The following is a 19,427-nucleotide window of genomic DNA, read 5'->3' as shown; positions in this document are numbered from 1 at the left end:
TAAAACCAAATAATTATTTTAATAAAGGTTGAGTTATGAAGTTAAGTAATCAATACCCGAGCTTGAAAGGAAAAACCATTTTTATCAGTGGTGGCGGTACGGGTATTGGCGCCTGTTTAGTGAGATCATTCTTAGAGCAGGGCGCAAAAGTTGCATTTGCCGACATACTTATAACGGAATCAAATCAACTTGTTAGTACCTTATTAGCCAGTATACCCGATGCAATAGTGAAATTTTATCCCTGTGATCTCGTGGATATTGCAGCGCTAAAAAACGTCGTTACGCAGATAGAGCAGGAAATTGGAACCATTGCGGTATTGATTAATAACGCCGCCTGCGATGAGCGCCATAGCATAGATGAAGTGACTCCTGAGTATTGGGATCACTGTTTAAACACCAATTTACGGCATTATTTTTTTGCAGTGCAAGCGGTAAGGCCGCAAATGCAACGTCTGGGTGGCGGTTCAGTGATCAATTTAGGCTCAATGAGTTGGCATAATCGCCAGCCGGGTATGGCAGGCTATACCGCCTCTAAAGCTGGTGCTATGGGATTGACTCGCGGATTAGCTGCGGATTTAGGTAAAGATAGAATTCGAATTAATACCTTGACCCCAGGTTGGGTGATGACGAAGCGTCAATTAACGCACTGGGTTGATAAGGATACGGCAAAACATATTGAAGATAATCAATGTATTAAAGAATATGTGATGCCTGAAGATATTGCCGCTATGGCGTTATTTTTGGCGGCCGATGATAGCAAACTCTGCACTGCACAAAATTTTATTGTAGATGGTGGCTGGATTTAATCATTAACAATAAAGTCTTTGTTGATTAAGTCGTCATTATCTTACATAGATAGCTGAGGATGAGTGCTGAGAAAACTTATTATAAAAGGTGAAAGCACTCATATGTCACTCTCAATCTCTACACAAAAATTAACACATAGTGCCTTTCCTGCACCATTAGAGTTAATAACATTAACGAATAGTCATGGTTTGGAAGTAGTGTTATCGAGTTATGGTGCAAGTATTTGGTCTGTCAAACTCTATGGAAAAGAAGATAAAACCATTGATCTCAGTTTGAGTTATCAGAATATTCAAGATTGGGCAATAAACCCTTATTATTTTGGTATTACTGCAGGCCGCGTTGCAAATCGAATTGGTGGAGCGGCATTTTCTTTAAAGGGTCAAACCATTGTATTAACCCCGAATGAAGGTAATAACCAACTTCACGGTGGTCCGCAAGGCTTAAGTCACTGTGTTTGGCAATGTGAAACTAAGCAATATTCCGATGCTGTTGGTGCCATCTTTAGGATACAGAGTCCTGATGGTGATCAAGGTTATCCTGGAGATTTATCCGTAACAGTCGAATATCGCCTTAGCGAAAGCAATGAGTTAATCCTGATTTACGATGCTCTATCAGACCAAACTACTCCGGTTTGTCTCACAAATCATGCCTATTGGAATCTCGCATCTGACAAGCAACATGGCATCTTAGGCCATAACTTACAACTCAATGCGAGTCATATTTTAGCCTTAGATTCTGAGCAAATTCCTACGGGTGAATTGGTTTTAGTCGATGATACCCCCTTCGATTTTCGTCAAATAAAATCCATATCTGAAGATATTCATAAATTAAGTAATGGTTATGACCACTATTTTGTGATGTCGAAGGATATAGACAATACCTCATGCTTAAAAACCATCGCCACATTAATCGAACCTATTTCAGGACGTGAATTGGAAATCAGTACCACAGAATTAGGTGTGCAATTTTATAGTGGTAATTTTTTGGATGGTACGCGGCTTGATAATCATGGAAAACCGTTAAATCAATATCAAGGTTTATGTTTAGAAACCCATGGTTATCCTAATGCCGTCAATATTGCTCATTTTCCGAGTGTTATGTTAGAGGCAAATAAACCCTATAAACAAATAACGGTGCATAGATTTAAAAATATTTAATTTAAACCGTGTGTGACACTTTAGTCATATAACGAATTAGTCATATTAGTTTAATTGAGTTTGATCTTCTGCATTAAGAAGGTCTGGGGATTGCTGTTATTAAAATTTAATAAGGGAATAAAAATGACAAAATATACATTAGTTTCAGTATTCAGTTTATGGGCGATAGGAGCCAGTTGCGCCTTTGCGACCACGGTAGGTTTTTCGCAGGTGGGCTCAGAAAGTGGCTGGCGAACCAGTTTTAGTGAGGCGGTAAAAGCGGAAGCCAAACAACGGGGAATAGACTTAAAGTTTGCCGATGCTCAGCAAAAACAAGAGAACCAAATCAAGGCTGTACGTAGCTTTATTGCTCAAGGCGTCGATGCGATTATTATCGCGCCCGTCGTTGAAACGGGTTGGAAGCCTGTCCTTAAGGAAGCCAAGCGAGCAAATATCCCCGTTGTGATTGTTGACCGTAATATTAAGGTCGATGATGACTCACTGTTTCTCACCCGTATTGCTTCTGACTTTACCGAAGAAGGCCGCAAAATAGCGCAGTGGTTAATGGATAAAACCCAAGGTAACTGTGCGATTGCCGAGTTACAGGGCACAGTCGGTGCGACTGCCGCTATCGATCGCGCTGCAGGTTTTAATGCCGTCATTGCTAATTACCCGAATGCCAACATTGTGCGTAGTCAAACTGGGGAATTTACCCGCGCTAAGGGTAAAGAAGTGATGGAGGGTTTTCTAAAAGCACAGAATGGTCAAGCACTGTGCGCCGTTTGGTCACATAACGATGAAATGGCATTAGGTGCTGTGCAAGCCATTAAAGAAGCCGGATTTAAGCCGGGTAAAGATATCTTAATTGTCTCTGTTGATGGGGTGCCTGATTACTTCAAAGCAATGGCGGATGGTGACGTTAATGCAACGGTCGAATTGAGTCCATATTTGGGTGGTCCCGCCTTTGATGCGATTGATGCGTTTCTTAAGGGAAATAAAGATCTACCTAAGCTTATCAGTACAACAGGTGATGTATTCACTCAAGAAACCGCAGCAGCCGAATATGAAAAACGTCGTCTGCAATAATCCGCGATAGACAGTTTCTTGGGGAGATGCGCTATGAGCCTTATCTTAGAACTTAAGAATATCAGTAAACATTATCCGGGCGTAAAAGCGCTCGAAGCGGTGAATTTACGGTTATTTTCTGGGGAAGTTCATGCCTTATTAGGTGAAAATGGTGCGGGGAAATCTACCTTAGTCAAAGTGATGACGGGCGCACAATCGAAAGACGGTGGTGAAATCATTTTTCTAAATGAAAAACAGCATTTTAATACGCCTATTGAGGCCCAAAAGATTGGCATAAGCACTGTGTATCAGGAAGTTAATCTGGTCCCTAACCTTACCGTGGCGCAAAATTTATTTTTGGGCCACGAGCCAAAACGCTTTGGTTTGATCCATTTTCAAAAAATGTATGCCGATGCACGCACTGTACTGGCACAATTTAAGCTCGATATCGATGTGAGTGCACCGTTATCGAGTTATTCCATTGCTGTTCAGCAATTGATTGCCATTGCCCGCGGCGTCGCTATGTCGGCTAAAGTCCTCGTGTTAGATGAGCCAACGGCGAGTTTGGATGCCGATGAAGTACAAGTACTGTTTAGTATTTTGAACCAGCTCAAGCAAAAGGGTGTCGCAATTGTATTTATTACGCACTTTCTCGATCAGGTTTATCAAATTAGCGACCGTATCACAGTCTTACGAAACGGGCGTTTTATCGGTGAGTATCTGACCTCTGAACTGCCACAACCTCAGCTTATCGAAGCCATGCTCGGGCGCTCATTGCAGCAGCATTTAGTCGAGAAAAGTGCGGCGGAGCAAACAACAAACGGCACATCAGCCATACTCTTGTCCCTTGAGGGCGTGTCGGTTAAAGGGTCAATTCAATCGATGAATTTAACAGTTCCTAAAGGTCAAGCCGTTGGGCTTGCTGGACTTTTGGGTTCAGGGCGTAGTGAGGTGTGTAATGCGGTATTTGGGCTCGATTTACTCGAGAGTGGCAGTATTCACCTTGCGGGTAAAAAGCTCCATCTCTCACACCCGGTAGATGCAATTAATGCGGGAATTGCTCTATGTCCAGAGGATCGTAAGGTCGATGGCATTATCGGTCCGCTGTCGATCCGCGAGAATATCATTCTGGCATTGCAGGCGAGGGTAGGATGGTGGCGCTGTTTGTCAAAGACAAGGCAGCAGGAAATCGCCCAATTTTTTATCGATAAGTTACAGATAGCGACCCCAGATGCAGATAAACCCATTGAGCAACTCAGTGGCGGTAATCAACAAAAAGTTATTTTAGCTCGCTGGCTCGCCATTGAACCCATTCTCCTTGTGTTAGATGAACCGACTCGCGGTATCGATATTGGTGCTCATGCCGAAATTATCAAACTGATTAGAACCTTATGTGATGACGGTATGTCGTTACTGGTTGCTTCATCTGAGCTTGATGAACTGGTCGCCTTTTCCAACAAAGTAGTGGTATTGCGCGACCGATATGCAGTGCGTGAATTATCGGGTGCTGAACTTACCTCACAACACGTTATGCAAGCCATTGCGGAGGGATAGATGAAAACCTCAGTAGAAATGATGTCATCCGAGGCTTTGATTGAGATGCCAAACAGTCAACAATCCAGCAGTAACACACCCAATGATCGCTATCAAGCGGGTAAGTCTACGTCCTTTGGTCGGTATCTTTGGCCGCTGCTAGCACTGGCCTTACTGTTACTGGCAAACCTCTTTATTGATAGCAGTTTTTTCCATATTGCCTATCAAGATGACCGGCTTTACGGATCCTTAATTGATATTTTAAACCGCAGTGCACCTGTTGCACTGCTCGCTATTGGCATGAGTCTAGTGATTGCTACCGGTGGGATTGACCTTTCCGTTGGCGCTGTGATGGCAATCGCCGGGGCTGTGTGCGCAAACCTCTTACTATTACCGGATATTGGTCTTGGTACGGTTGTATTGGCAGGTCTTGTCGTAGGATTGCTGGCGGGCTGCATTAATGGCTCACTAGTCAGTTTTTTAGGTATTCAGCCGATTGTTGCCACATTACTCTTGATGGTTGCGGGACGTGGTGTTGCTCAGCTTATTAACCAAGGACAGATAGTCACGTTCCAACATCAAGGTTTTGCCGCCATTGGTGTCGGGCAGTTTTTAGGGTTACCTATGCCTATTTGGATTGTGATTGGCATGCTGATATTGACCCAATTGTTATTGCGTAAAACCGCACTTGGTCTCTTTATTGAAGCCGTTGGTTGTAATGCTAAGGCGAGCCGCTATCTTGGGATAAACGACAAATCCATCAAACTATTCGCCTATGCCATTGCGGGCCTATGTGCGGCTTTGGCGGGTATGATAAGTACCGCCGATATCCAAGGTTCAGATGCTAATAACGCCGGATTGTGGCTCGAGCTCGATGCTATTTTAGCCGTGGTGATTGGTGGTGCGGCATTAACGGGCGGGCGCTTCTCTTTGTTTTTATCAATCATTGGCGCTCTTATTATTCAAACCTTAGCCACAACGATTATTGTTAGTGGTTTACCCGCCAAATTTAATCTGTTGATCAAAGCCATAGTGATTTTAACCGTACTTTTATTGCAGTCGGAAAAATTCAGACATCAGTTGTCTGGCTTATTTAAATTACGTGTGTTCAAGGGCACAACGGCTGGAGACAAGAAATGATGTCTAAGCGTTTTATTCCATTGTGGATCACGGCCTCCTTGCTGTTGGTCATGTTCCTGATAGGGGCGTTACAATTTGAGGGGTTTGCCAGCGTTCGAGTGGTGACTAACCTATTCCGTGATAATGCTTTTCTATTGATCACTGCACTTGGGATGACCCTAGTGATTATCTCGGGGGGTATTGATCTCTCCGTCGGCGCTGTGATTGCTTTAAGTGGTGTACTCAGTAGTGTATTAATTACGCAATATCAGTGGCATCCTTTGCTCGCTTTTGCACTTATCTTACCCTTAGGCACGCTCTTTGGCGCACTGATGGGCACGATCATTCATGTCTATAAGTTGCAGCCTTTTATTGTGACCCTTGCGGGGATGTTTCTTGCCCGTGGTATTGCGACAACGGTAAGTGAAGAGTCGATAGCGATTGATCATCCATTTTATGATGTGATTGCCGACCTGAGCATCGCTTTACCAGGTAATGGTTCACTCGATATCAGTTCGCTGATTTTTATTGTTTTTTTTGCCATTATCGCCACCATGATGCACTACAGTCGTTTTGGTACAAATGTGTATGCCCTCGGTGGTAATGCGCAGTCTGCCGAGTTAATGGGGGTTTCGATTGCAAAAACCACCATTAGCATTTACGCCCTTAGCAGTTTTCTCGCCACTTTGGCGGGGATTATTTTCACCTTCTATACCTTTTCTGGTTATTCCCTTGGGGCGGTTGGCGTAGAACTTGACGCTATTGCTGCCGTGGTGATTGGGGGGACATTACTTACTGGCGGGAGTGGTTTTATATTAGGTACTGTACTTGGGGTATTTTTGATGGGAGTTATCCAAACCTACATCACCTTTGACGGTACACTCAGTAGTTGGTGGACCAAGATAGTAATTGGCTTATTGCTATTTTTCTTCATCGTGTTACAGAAACTCTTGAATGGACGCAAAGCTAACCATGGATAATATAATCTCGAAAACTAACGCAAAATTCGGTCTGTTATCAGCCTTTATTACCTCAATGCTGTTGCCTGTGTGTGCAGCGAGTTCCTCGCCCGTTCTAGCGCTCCCAGCTTCTCAAACTAGCGTGACGTCAAGTGCAGTTCAAGATGCCCCTTTTATTGAGCGCCGCGCGGATCCTTGGGTTATAAAAGATGATGATGGGAGCTATTACTTTATTGCATCTGTACCCGAGTTTGATCGGATAGAGCTTCGTCATGCCGCAAATATTCAAGGATTAAGTCAAGCTATCCCCAAAATTATTTGGTGTAAGCATACATCAGGGCCAATGAGTATCGACATTTGGGCGCCAGAACTGCATAAAATTGATGGTCGCTGGTATATCTATTATGCCGCCAGTGATAAAGACAGACGCTTTCATAACCGCATGTTTGTATTGGGGCTTGAAGGTGACAACCCCATGAAGGGGGATTGGCAAGAGCTTGGCCGTTTAAAAACCGCAAGGGATGGATTTTCTTTAGATGCCACCCACTTTAGTGTTGGCGGGCAGGGCTATTTTATTTGGGCGCAGCAGGACGATGCCAAAAGTTACAATACGGGACTGGTGATTGCCAAAATGCTGTCACCTACAGCGGCATCATTACAGGAGGCTATCATCAGTGAGCCTTTGCTGGATTGGGAAAGGCAAGGCTTTAAAGTTAATGAAGGCGCTGCGGTATTGGTGAAAAATGGGAAGGTATTTGTCACTTATTCTGCCAGTGCAACAGATGATCGTTATGCGATGGGACTCCTTTGGGCGGAGCAAGATGCAGATCTGCTCGACCCCAAAAATTGGCATAAAGTTTCTGAGCCTGTTTTTAGCACAGAGCCTACACTTAATCGCTTTGGTCCTGGACATAACAGCTTTGTGCTTGCCGAAGATGGTCAAACCGAGTTGATGTTTTACCATGCTCGTAATTACCTTGAACTTCAAGGCACGCCATTAACCGATGGTAATCGCCATACTTACTACCGCGCTATTTCATGGACAGAGAATGGATTCCCTGTATTTCACAATGAGCTGGCAGATAATGTGGTCGATATAAAATAACAGAGTAATAGTGTGGCAGTTATCAAAGCAGAAAAGCGATTAACAGGTGCTTACATCATGCTTGTTAATCTTTTGTGATAAATACCGGCTTTGATGTTTGATGACTGTTTATTGATCCTAAAAATAAATTCCTATCTATAATTTAGAGCGCAGATGATTATCTAATCGCTATATTCCTATATTCGATTGGATGACATCATTATTTCAATATAGATAAGGTAATTAACTATGTTAAGGACGATAAAAATCCAAACCCGCCTATTAATCGCTTTTTTGCTCATGGTATTGCTGCTGATCGGCTTAAGTGGATTATCAATTTCATCGATGAAAACTATCCGCGCAAATGCCAATACCGTTGAAACCAATTTATTACCTTCAATCATGAGTCTTGGTGAGCTTAATTCAAATATGATGCGAATTAGGGTGCTCACACTCAGGTTATTAGTCAGCGAGACTCAAGAAAGCCGCGAACAAGTTGCTAACGTTATCCGCGATCTTAAATTGGAGATTGAAAAAAATCAGGCTCAGTATGAGCAACTGATCTCGATGGATAATGAGCGGGCGGTATACCGTGCATTTGAACAAGTCCAAAAGACCTATTATGTTGAACAAGATAAATTAATTAGTTTTGCAACATCGGGAAAATTAGATGAAGCTAAATTGGTACTGCCGCAGCTTTATACATTGGCGGATGAGATAGTTAAAGATCTTAGAGATCTGGTTGCCATAAACAAAGCATCCTCCGATGACACTCGTATTGTCTCAATTACGGAATATGATAGTAATTTTTAGTTAGTCATTGTGACAGTGATCGTTGCCAGTATCATTGCCATCGTTATTGCTTTTATGTTGTCGAATAGTATTAATCAGCCACTACAAGCTGCAGTCAAAACCGCAGAAATTATTGCCCATGGTGATTTAACTCAGTCGATAAGTGTCAGTGGTGACGATGAGTTAACTCGTCTTGTTACTGCGTTACAAATTATGCAGCGCAATTTAAGGGACGCCATTGTGCATATCGGCAGTTCCTCTAGCCAACTAGCCTCCGCCGCAGAAGAACTCAACTCCGTCACAGAAGACTCATCCCGTGGTTTACAGCTACAAAATGATGAGATCCAACAAGCCGCTACAGCAATCACTGAAATGAGCACTGCTGTAGATGAAGTCGCTCGTACTGCTCAACAAGCGTCAGATGCATCTTCTGAATCGGCCAAGCTTGCAGTAGAAGGTAAAAATCGAGTCGAGGATACAACTGCCGTTATCACCGAAATTAACGATGAGATGACCAAAAGTACGACGGTCATTAATCAGTTGGCTGCTCAGGTTGTTTCAATTAGCAAGTTGCTGGATGTGATCCGCTCAGTATCTGAGCAAACTAACTTATTAGCACTCAATGCTGCCATTGAGGCGGCTCGCGCGGGTGAGGCGGGACGTGGGTTCGCGGTTGTCGCCGACGAGGTAAGAAGCCTTGCCCATAGAACACAAGTATCTGCAGGTGAAATTGAGACTATGGTACGGCAAGTACAAGTTTCTGCTGAGGCTGCAGTCACCTCCATGGTCACTACAAGTGAAAAAACCAATCAAGCCCGTATTGTTGCCGACGAAGCGACTAAAGCACTCGATCAGATCACCACGCGTATTGTTGCAATCAGTGACAGTAATCATGTGATCGCGAGCGCTGCTGAAGAACAATCAACCGTAGCAAGGGAAATTGATAATAATATTATGACCATTAGAGATTTAGCGGCTCAAACGGCTGCAGGCGCTCACCAAACAAGTGCGAGTTCTGCAGAACTAACCCGTTTAGCGGTAGATTTAAATACGTTAGTGGTTAAATTTAAAGTCTAGGTTTGGGTTATTGATGGTTAAAAAGCCCCTAATGCAGGGGCTAAAAATCACAGTTAACTTACTCTTGGATAGATGGCTTACCAAATACCGGCATACCTGAATCATCCCAACGAAGCGCCTTGACATAGGTGTGACGGTTTGGATCCCACAATGGATCGCCTTCAATTTCAGTATAAGTACGTGCGTGATACACCAATAAAACCGTTTCACCATCTTCTGCAAGGGTGAAACTATTGTGTCCAGCCCCATAAACACCATGCTCATAGCAACTTGTCATCACAGGGTTTGATGATTTATGCCATTGACTTGCATCGAGTAAATCAGCATTTTCATCAATATGCAGTAAACCCATGCAATAATTTTCATCGGTCGCGCTGGCTGAATAAGTGATAAAGATTTTACCGTTGCGTTTTAGCACTGATGGGCCTTCATTCACCCAAAACCCTTTAATTTCCCATGGGTACTCAGGCTTTGTCAGCATCACGGGGGCTGAGCTTATCTTGTCAGGTGTATCCATCTTCGCGATATAAAGATTACTGTTCCCTTGAATATCAGGGGCTTTTTGCGCCCAAACATAATACAGCTGCCCATTGTGCTCGAATGTGGTTGCATCGAGACAAAAGGTGTCTATGCCAGTATCAAGTTGGCCAAGGAACTGCCATTCGCCCGTTAGCGGGTTGGCATCATTGCAGCGCAGCACATACATACGATGTTGAAACAATGCATCTTTAATTTCACGACTTGGGGCTATGGCGACGTACAGATACCAAGCCCCTTGGTTAAAGTGGAGTTCTGGCGCCCACACTAGATCGGAATAGGGGCCCGTATCGGGTTTATGCCACACATCCACAGGGACAGCATCGGCAAGACCTGCAATGGTGGAGGCTCTGCGTAACTCAATACGGTCGTACTGAGGTACTGAGGCGGTGAAATAATAAAAACCATCCGTATGTTTATAAATAAACGGGTCGGCACGTTGTTCGATTAAAGGGGTGAGTTTTAACATCTATGACTCCAAAAACATCATCAAAAACTATATAGAAACTTGGGTTTGGGTACTATCCTTGTGGACATTAGGCTGTGTCTCTGGCGTACTTTTCCCATCAATTACTTCCATATCGGGCAGTGACAGCTTAATGTCCTCATAGACACGGTCCGATATCTTGTATTTGAACATCAATAAGCCCATCAAGGTATGGAACGCGCCAGGTATGATGGTTAGCATCAGTGAAATGCCTATGAGCGTCGTAGACGTTTGTTCTTGTCCCGGTTGATAATTAAAGTAGGTCAATAACATGCCAACTACAAAACCTGCCGCTCCCATTCCCGCTTTTTGTGCAAAGGATATCCCCCCAAATGCAAGGCCAGATACTCTATGACCCGTTTTGACGGTTCCGTAATCGACGGATTCTGAAATCACTGACCAGAAAACTGGAGCGTGCAAATCAACCACAAAAGAAATCGCAAAATAGAGCACAAAGGCTAACACTATGTCTCCGGGTTGAACGGCAAAAAACATCACCACACTCAAAATGCCCACCGCAATTTGGCTGTAACGGAATAATTTGAGTTTACAAAAGCGCTTAGTGATCCAAGTTGAGGCGACCATTGCAAGGATTGCCGCACCCACTCCTGTTGATAAAAAGGCCGAAAGCATTTTGGCATCACCACCAAGGAAGTAGGTGGCGTAATAGGCGGCAACCGAACCGCGGATCACATAACCAATGGTGCCAATGACACAAATAGCGGTCAAAATGAGCCACTGATCATTTTTTAACAATAGACGTATTTGCATTGAAATAGGTTTAGTTTCAACCTTATAGGCTACACGTTCAGTTGTAGTGAAAAAACAGAACAAAAACAGCAGTGTTGCCATTAACGCCATCACTCCCATGGCCTTTTGATAACCTGCAGCAATATCATCTCCCCCCCAAGAGGAAGCTAATATAGGGACAATAATAGTCACTAAAAAGGCGGCAATTTTGGCGAAGAATAACCGATAACCGTTAGCGGATAAGCGCTCCTTTGGATTATCCGTCAGTACACTAATAATGGAAATATAGGGAATAGTGACCGTGGTAAAAATGATGGTCACAAGAATATAAGTCGAATAAGCCCAAATGAGTTTGGCGTTATAGTCCCAATCCGGTGTGCTGAAGGTTAAAAATACCGAAAGCCCGAAGGGGATTGCCATAAATAAGAAGTAGGGACGGTAACGACCCCAGCGCGTGGTGACTTTATCATTAATGATGCCCATTAAGGGATCCGTGATGGCATCGATTAATCGAACGAGTAGAAATAAAATGCCCACATCGGCGGGCTTTAGGCCAAAAATATCCGTATAAAAGAAGGTAATAATTAACATCATTGAAGATATCACGACGTTGACGGCCATATCCCCTGAGCCGTAACCGATCTTTTCAATGACCGACATTTTATGAGAACTCATCAGAAATCCTTATTATATTTTTTATAAACAGTGAGTTAATGTGTCAGCACAGCGTATTATCGCATTCCCCAGATGTTAACACATTTTCTTGCTGTTAATTTTCCGCAGTTGATTGTTACTTATTTGTCTTGATAGTATGATAACCTTAATCATCATACAATAGCATAATAGCTATTTTGTTAGAATGGGATCTCGTTTCATTAAGGAGAAATGATGCTACGTATTTCTATTACCGCGAGAAAGCACCTTAAGCGACATATGAATAAGCTCCATTGTGCCTTGTTGATCGGGCTTATGGGTTCGATAGGCAGCGTTAATGCAAAACAGGTCAGTATTCATGATCCTGTTATGGCGAAAGAAGCTGGCAATTATTATCTTTTCAGCACGGGACCAGGCATCACCTATTATGCTTCAACGGATAAGGTGCATTGGACATTGGCCGGACGGGTATTTGATACTGAGCCTACATGGGCACGCGGTGTGGCTCCGGATTTTAATGGGCATTTATGGGCACCGGATATTATTGAGCATGACGGTTATTTTTATCTTTATTACTCTATTTCCGCTTTTGGTAAAAACACTTCCGCGATCGGCGTAGCCGTTAACAAAACGTTAGATAAAAACTCAAAAGATTATCAGTGGGTTGATAAGGGAATGGTACTTGAGTCTATTCCCCATCGAGATGCATGGAATGCAATTGACCCTAATATTATTGTCGATGAAAAGGGCACGCCTTGGATGAGTTTTGGTTCATTCTGGCAAGGGCTAAAGCTGGTGAAGCTCAATCAAGATTTTATCTCTCTTGCTAAACCAGAAGAGTGGCACACCTTAGCCAAACTTGAGCGTCCAGCTTTACTAAATGATGCCGAACCCGGCCCTGCACAAATCGAAGCGCCGTTTATCTACAAAAAAGATGATTATTACTATCTATTTGTTTCCTACGGTCTTTGCTGCCGCGCCGATGATAGCACTTACCATTTAGCGATTGGGCGTTCAACCTCTGTCACTGGCCCTTATCTTGATAAAGAGGGTAAAGATATGGCACAGGGTGGCGGTTCCGTGCTGCTTCGCGGTACAAAAGCTTGGCCTGGCCTTGGGCACAATAGCGTTTACCAGTTTGAGGGCAAGGACTATTTGGTTTTCCACGCCTATGAGTCTGCGGATAAGGGCTTACAAAAGCTCAAAATAGCTGAATTAACATGGAATACCCAAGGTTGGCCTGTCGTTGATCCAAATGCGCTGACTCAATATAAAAGTGTATTAGTTGACCCAATCGGAAATAAATAATAATGACGCATTCTCTGACAACATTGATGGCCGCGATGGCGCTCACATTTGGCTTTAGCACTGGAGTGGTTGAAGCGTCACCTGTGCTTCCTGATAATCATATTACCAGTGAAACCTTTGCCAACCCATTGTTTCGTAATGGTGCAGATCCTTGGCTTGCATACCATAATGGAAACTATTATTTGACGACGACCACTTGGACCTCTGAATTGGTGATGCGTAAATCGCCTACCATAGCAGGGCTTGCCGATGCCCCTGCGCACAATATTTGGTCAGACGATGATAAGTCCCGTTGCTGTAATTTTTGGGCGTTTGAATTCCACCCCATGCAAACCGCAGAAGGTTTGCGTTGGTATGTGATTTATACCTCGGGTGTAGCAGAAAATTTTGATGGTCAGCGCAATCATATCCTTGAGAGTGAAGGCAGCGACCCTATGGGGCCCTATAAATTTAAGGGCACTCCCATGCCAGAACACTGGAATATTGATGGCAGTTACTTAGAGCACAAGGGGCAGTTGTACTTTTTGTGGTCAGAATGGCACGGTAAAGATCAAGTGAACCTCATCGCTAAAATGACCAATCCTTGGACGGTAACGGGCGATCATAAAGTGATCACTCAGCCCATTTATGACTGGGAAAAGTCAGGCTTAAATGTCAATGAAGGGCCTGAGATTATTCAGCGTGATGGACGCACTTTCCTCGTCCATTCGGCAAGTTTTTGTAATACAGAGGATTATTCTCTCGGTGTTGTTGAGCTGACAGGGGAGGATCCTATGGATCCTGCGGCTTGGACAAAATTCGACAAACCCTTCTTCAGTAAAGCCAATGGCGTATATGGCCCAGGCCATCACGGATTTTTCACTTCCCCCGATGGCAGCGAAGATTGGTTAGTGTATCACGGTAACTCATCACCCACAGATGGTTGCAGTGGTACCCGCGCCGCCAGAGCACAACCTTTTAAGTGGGATGATAAAGGCTTACCGCAGTTTGGTGAGCCATTAGCCGACAAGCAACAGTTACCTGTTCCAAGCGGCGAGTTTGGGCCATTAAAAGCCCAAGTTGAAGGGGTGAAATACCGCATCGTCAATCGTGATATTAATCAATGTTTAGTGACCAATGCGAAAGGAGAAGTCAGTGTTGGTCAGTGTGATGATAAAGCCAGTGCTTGGATTATCGACCCTGCTAACGATGGTTTATATCGGTTTGCTAATGTGGCCGAAGGGACCTTTTTAACGCAAGCTGACTGCCAAGATGAAAAGGCCTCGGGCGTGAATGCCGCACCTTGGGTTGCGTCCCGTTGTCAGCGTTGGTCGGTTGATGCGAGTCGTGATGGCTGGTTCCGTTTTGCCAATGAGCGCTCGATTAAAAATCTACAAGCGGCCAATTGCAGCAGCAAAAAGAATACGGCTGTGGTTGTCGGTGAAAATCGCGTCAGCGAGTGTACTGACTGGCGTATCGAACCCGTATCCCATTTTGCAATTGTAAATGCCCACAGTGGCCGTGTAGTCTCAGCGCAGCAATGTGACACAAAGGCGAATGCCAATGTTGTGCAATATGAATACACTGCTAACGCTTGCCAGCAATGGCACGCGACATCCACCAGTGAAGGCTATTACCGTCTGCAATCAAATCAACTGACGGCGAATAAACAAGCCCAGTGCTTAGTCAGTGTTGAGGGCAATTTGCAACTTGGCGCCTGTGATAAAGATGACAGCGAATGGCGCACTGAGTTTATGCCAAATGGCTCCCTTCGAGTGGTATCGCGCAAAGGGGGATCGTCGATGAAAGTCGCGGGCGAGTCCTATGCCAATGGCGACAATATTGTTGAGGATGTGTGGAAGAATACCATTTCGCAGCAGTTCTATTTCAGGGAGGTGAAAACCAAATAGCCCAAACTATTTTAGGGAGGGTGATGTTTCGAGATTCATTTTTGTTTGTTCTGGTCCAGATTTACCAAAATCTAGGGCAGGTAGCGACAAAAATAACCCTGAAACATCAACGTACCCTAGACATGCCGTTGTAAGTTGAGGTCGCTTAGCGGCATATTGGTTGAGCGTTAATTGCTCGGCGTGCTGGCAGTAACTGTTTGTCTGTTACTGCTTTTTTTTTATCTTAAATTGACCACTGGTTAAGTGCTTGCAAAATTAACCGCAAGGCGAGCAGCGAAAGTACAAGACTAAATATCATCTGAAAATATTTATCGGCTACCCGTTTTAGCATGTTAAAGCCAATCCAAGTGCCTAATGCACCGCTCAATATCATCCAGCACAACAATGGCCACCAATCAGCGATGGATATGCCCATTCCTTCAAATACCGCTACTTTAACCCCATGTTGCAATGACATGGCCATTGCAAAGGTTGCGACAGTTCGAAAACGATCGACTTCAAGCTGTTTAATAAAGGCCGCCACCAGAGGTCCAGTCGCTCCAGCAAAAAGAGAAATAAATGTGGTGATAGCCCCTGCGATGAATGTCCCCAACGTTCCTAAAACAAGTTTCGGTAGCTTGGGCCCCCAGCAGGAATAGAGAATAAAAGCCGCAATCGTGAGATACATAATAGAAGGTGGTAGGGCAACTAACACTAGGCTGCCGAGTAAAGCTCCTAGCAGTGCTCCGGGTAGAAAAGTGTAAATAAATCGCCATTGAATATCCTGCCAACCGACGATAGCTCGTCCCGCATTGGCACCCAATTGCACGACACCGTGGAGTGGGATAATCAGTTGTGGGGGGAGCACTTGCGCCATAACGCCGAGCAACATTACCCCACCGCCAATACCAAAACAGGCGGTAAAAAAAGATGTAAAACCTGCACTCAAGATTAAGAGTACAAACATATCCGTAGGGATAGTGTCAACGAAAAACCACGATGAGAGCATAAATGTCTATTCGGTCACTGTGAGGGTGTTAACAGTAACAAATCACCTATGGCTTTCAAAGCAGAGGATGTTATTGCACGAAAGGAATCCAACGCTATCAGCTATCTTGATTGAAAGCCTGTGCCACTAAACGACCTGTAGCCGTTAAAGTGATGTAGAGCAAAAGGTAAATGTTTGTACTGACACTCATCGCAAAAAGAAAAGCTAATCAGATGATTAGCTTTTTAAAACGCACGAGATACTAAATCTTTAGCTTAGAACGAGTAGCGAACGCCTAATGCAAATGTACGAGTGTAGATACTATTTGTACGGTTAAAGAGCACTGAGTCCTCATAGTATTCTTGGTACACATCATCAAGAATATTGGTTGCATCGAAGGTCAACACCAAATCATCCATTAAGTTGTAGCTAAACTGGAAGTCTAAACTTTGCTCTGGCTTACGATAGATACCCCGTGGCATAGCAAAACTTCCCGCATCGTATGCATTTAAGAATTTATCACGCCAAGTGTAAGACAAGCGGGCACTGTACACTTCTTTGTCATAAATCAATATTGCACTCCAAGATGTGTCGGAAACGCCGAACAATTCTCTGGTAGTCGATCCTGTTTTTTCACCAGTCTTGCTATCGTATTCCGGAATGTCTTGGCTAGAATCCAAAAAGGTTGCACTCATCTGAGTACCAATGCCATCAAGATAACTAGGCAGATTTTCAGGGAAATATACTGTGCCAAGTTCAAAGCCAGTTAGCTCGCCGTTAGAAGAGTTATCTGGTCGGCTTAATAGGTAAGTTTTGATTTCACCATCAACTTCGCGTGTCGTTGTGGTTGTTGAGTTATACACAAACCCTTCGATATCACGGCGGAAATAAGTACCGTAGATGGATGAACCTTCTCCAAAGTAATATTCCAATGAAAAATCATAGTTTTTTGACGTCGTAGGCTTAAGTTTTGAGTTACCACTGGATGCTTGGCCAAAGCCAAGATTTGTCAAATCTTCTACATATGAAATAGCGGTACTCAAATCACCAAAAGCAGGTCTACGAATGGTTTCTGAATAGGAAAAACGGGCAACTAATTCATCGGTTAGCCAGAAACGAACCATCAGGTTTGGTAGAATTTCTGAACTACCATTAGTATCGGATGAATGCTCAAGATAGTACTTTTCAGTGACAGTGTCTTGTTTCCTCTCCCAAAAATCCATATCGGCATCGGCTTTTTCATAGCGAATACCTATTTGACCATCGACTTGCTTACCCCATAGCTCGGTTTCAAAATCACTTTGGATATAAGCCGCATAGGACGTTTCATCGATATCGTAGTTTGTATACATTGCCAATGCATCTGCATCAGCACCATATAAAGCCTCAATGGCTGCGCGGTTAGCATATAGATAGTTGCCATCTACCAGCGCCCAGTTTGTAGGAACATTACCGCGACCATCAAAGAAGCCAGAGGCAACAGTAAACATGTTGGGGTCAAGATCAGTAAACTTAATATTTTTATCTAATGCACCAGCATCATAGAGGCCGTGTTTGGCTCCCCGTTTTTCGACACGAGTACCAAATTTCATTTTGGTGAAGATGCTGTAATCGAGATAGTAATCACCATTTAAGGTCCAAGCTACCGAGTCGCCTTCATCCTTGGTTCCGCTGTCATACATATTAGAGGTTTGCCACAACGCTAATTGGGATAAATCAGATTCATTAATCGCAGTACTTGGATCATCTAAATAAGCCCAGCTTGGTACACCGCCACTTTTATTATTGTAATCAACATCCACTCCGTAGAATTTTTTATTACTGTTAGCACTGATCCCTCGCATCGCGATGAACGATGATTCATAGGTACTGGTTTGATAGACAACCTCAGATTTTAAGGTCACATCATCCAGATCCCATTTACCACCTAAGGCAAATACATAGCTATCGGTGCTGTTGTGGCTGTGATCTGAACTACTAAAGCCTCCCACATTATAGGCCGTTCTCGATTTAACCACATTGGTGCCATCATATATTTCAATTCCATTATCAATAACTTGACTCCAATTATCAGCCGAATCTACGTTACTAAAAAGCATGGCGTTGGCACTATTGTTACGATAGCCATTATAAAATGCTTCAAATAAGTATTCTGAATTATCAGTCGGCGCCCACTGTAAAGACAGATTAAGCGCAGGGCGTTCGCGCTCACCAACATTCATATTTTGGAAAATAGCATCTCGCATTAACAGGTATTCTTCACCGTTAATGAGTGCGCCTTTTGTGGTATCTAGGCCGTGAGCGAGACCTCGTGTCCAATAGGCATCATTAACTAACAGACCCGTTTCTGCAGAGTAGGGTAATGAGGCACCAGGGGAGACAACTTGGTCATTATAATTAGTTCGAATATAAGATACGTTTAACAGCGCTCCGACATCACCGATTGCGGTATCCCAGCGGTCACTGACCAGAGCACTCAATGCTGGATCGACTTTATCGGGTTGATCTGAATATATGCCTTTAGCCGCGACACTGACTTTGCTATCACTAAAATCAAAAGGTCGATGGGTGCGAATATCAATTTGACCCGCAATACCACTGCCGACTTGCGAGGATGAACGCGTTTTAAATACTTCTACACTGCCCAGTAATGCCGCTGGAATATCGGCAATAGCGACTTCACGGCCTGCGGCGGTGAAAATTTGACGACCATTAACGGTTGTTGTGACATCGGTTAAACCCCGAATACTCACGGTGTTAACTTCACCTGAGGCACGATCAGTGACTTGTACCCCAGTCACTCGTTGCAGTGCTTCAACCACGTTATTGTCGGGAAATTTACCAATATCTTCAGCGATAATCGCTTCAACTACCTGAACATTTTGACGTTTAAGTTCTACAGCTTTATTTAAACTGCCACGAATACCTTGGATCTGAATGATTTCCATGGCTTCTTCATTCGGTCGTGGGTTATCGGCTTGTGTTTCTTCTTGAGTCGTAGACTCAACTTCTACCTGATCCTGTGGTGCAATATCATTATTTGCCGCAAACGTAGCTTGGCTTGTGAGTGCGAGAATGATCGCACTTGCCAAATAAGTCTGTTTAAACATCTAGTTAATCTCCGGTAGTTTATTATTTGACCCGGTAAGCCTAAGACACCCACTGACGTCCCGGTCTTTTTATCCCACTTCAAAGTCACCGACTTCCCCAACTGTGCCCCTGAAAAGTTAAGAATTTGATAACACACCTTGCACCGTAAAGGG

At 43.9% G+C, this 19,427-nt stretch carries 15 protein-coding genes; 11 read left to right on the top strand and 4 right to left on the bottom strand.

Going from position 1 to position 19,427, the window contains the following annotated elements; translation table 11 throughout:
* The first annotated feature begins 35 nt into the window (after positions 1-35).
* The 9 genes from MZ182_RS10325 (at position 36) to MZ182_RS10285 (ending at position 9,572) form a co-directional block, all read left to right on the top strand.
* Complete coding sequence (locus tag MZ182_RS10325; protein ID WP_248066990.1) at positions 36-806, top strand: SDR family NAD(P)-dependent oxidoreductase; 771 nt, start codon at positions 36-38, stop codon at positions 804-806.
* A gap of 102 nt (positions 807-908) precedes the next feature.
* Positions 909-1,964, top strand: a complete 1,056-nt coding sequence (locus MZ182_RS10320; protein ID WP_041411967.1) for an aldose epimerase family protein — start codon at positions 909-911, stop codon at positions 1,962-1,964.
* A 123-nt stretch (positions 1,965-2,087) separates the two neighbouring features.
* Positions 2,088-3,029 carry an ABC transporter substrate-binding protein gene (locus MZ182_RS10315; RefSeq protein WP_025007686.1) on the top strand — a complete coding sequence of 314 codons (942 nt, stop codon included), beginning with the start codon at positions 2,088-2,090 and terminating at the stop codon, positions 3,027-3,029.
* A gap of 33 nt (positions 3,030-3,062) precedes the next feature.
* Complete coding sequence (locus tag MZ182_RS10310; RefSeq protein WP_025007685.1) at positions 3,063-4,562, top strand: sugar ABC transporter ATP-binding protein; 1,500 nt, start codon at positions 3,063-3,065, stop codon at positions 4,560-4,562.
* Positions 4,563-5,681, top strand: a complete 1,119-nt coding sequence (locus MZ182_RS10305; RefSeq protein ID WP_248066993.1) for an ABC transporter permease — start codon at positions 4,563-4,565, stop codon at positions 5,679-5,681.
* Positions 5,678-6,640 carry a galactofuranose ABC transporter, permease protein YjfF gene (gene yjfF, locus MZ182_RS10300; protein ID WP_011789282.1) on the top strand — a complete coding sequence of 321 codons (963 nt, stop codon included), beginning with the start codon at positions 5,678-5,680 and terminating at the stop codon, positions 6,638-6,640. Before MZ182_RS10305 ends, yjfF begins: the two co-directional genes overlap by 4 nt.
* On the top strand, positions 6,615-7,724 hold the full coding sequence (locus MZ182_RS10295) for a family 43 glycosylhydrolase (RefSeq protein WP_317233113.1): 1,110 nt from the start codon (positions 6,615-6,617) through the stop codon (positions 7,722-7,724). The genes yjfF and MZ182_RS10295 overlap by 26 nt, the downstream gene beginning before the upstream one ends.
* Positions 7,725-7,952: 228 nt before the next feature.
* Entirely contained in the window at positions 7,953-8,516 is a 564-nt protein-coding gene (locus MZ182_RS10290) for an MCP four helix bundle domain-containing protein (RefSeq protein ID WP_248066999.1), read from the top strand.
* Between the two features lie 9 nt (positions 8,517-8,525).
* Positions 8,526-9,572: a methyl-accepting chemotaxis protein gene (locus tag MZ182_RS10285; protein WP_248067002.1), complete on the top strand. Its 1,047-nt coding sequence runs from the start codon at positions 8,526-8,528 to the stop codon at positions 9,570-9,572.
* Positions 9,573-9,630: 58 nt separating this feature from the next.
* Here the strand turns inward: MZ182_RS10285 and MZ182_RS10280 are convergent, their stop codons facing one another.
* Complete coding sequence (locus tag MZ182_RS10280) at positions 9,631-10,578, bottom strand: family 43 glycosylhydrolase (protein WP_248067004.1); 948 nt, start codon at positions 10,576-10,578, stop codon at positions 9,631-9,633.
* A gap of 27 nt (positions 10,579-10,605) precedes the next feature.
* Positions 10,606-12,021: an MFS transporter gene (locus tag MZ182_RS10275; RefSeq protein ID WP_011789286.1), complete on the bottom strand. Its 1,416-nt coding sequence runs from the start codon at positions 12,019-12,021 to the stop codon at positions 10,606-10,608.
* A 213-nt stretch (positions 12,022-12,234) separates the two neighbouring features.
* Between MZ182_RS10275 and MZ182_RS10270 the strand changes: the two genes are divergently transcribed.
* Both MZ182_RS10270 and MZ182_RS10265 read left to right on the top strand, forming a co-directional pair.
* Positions 12,235-13,308, top strand: coding sequence for an arabinan endo-1,5-alpha-L-arabinosidase (locus MZ182_RS10270; RefSeq protein ID WP_115014673.1), 1,074 nt, complete (start codon positions 12,235-12,237; stop codon positions 13,306-13,308).
* 2 nt (positions 13,309-13,310) lie between these two features.
* Positions 13,311-15,197: a family 43 glycosylhydrolase gene (locus MZ182_RS10265; protein ID WP_248067007.1), complete on the top strand. Its 1,887-nt coding sequence runs from the start codon at positions 13,311-13,313 to the stop codon at positions 15,195-15,197.
* Between the two features lie 223 nt (positions 15,198-15,420).
* Here MZ182_RS10265 and MZ182_RS10260 read toward each other — a convergent pair whose 3' ends face one another.
* Positions 15,421-16,185, bottom strand: a complete 765-nt coding sequence (locus tag MZ182_RS10260) for a sulfite exporter TauE/SafE family protein (protein WP_248067009.1) — start codon at positions 16,183-16,185, stop codon at positions 15,421-15,423.
* A 254-nt stretch (positions 16,186-16,439) separates the two neighbouring features.
* Complete coding sequence (locus tag MZ182_RS10255) at positions 16,440-19,274, bottom strand: TonB-dependent receptor (RefSeq protein WP_025007678.1); 2,835 nt, start codon at positions 19,272-19,274, stop codon at positions 16,440-16,442.
* Positions 19,275-19,427 lie beyond the last annotated feature (153 nt).

Origin of the sequence: Shewanella sp. JNE2, from assembly GCF_023159115.1 — a bacterium.
Classification (GTDB): domain Bacteria; phylum Pseudomonadota; class Gammaproteobacteria; order Enterobacterales; family Shewanellaceae; genus Shewanella; species Shewanella putrefaciens.
This window is presented reverse-complemented; position numbering and strand designations above follow the sequence as displayed.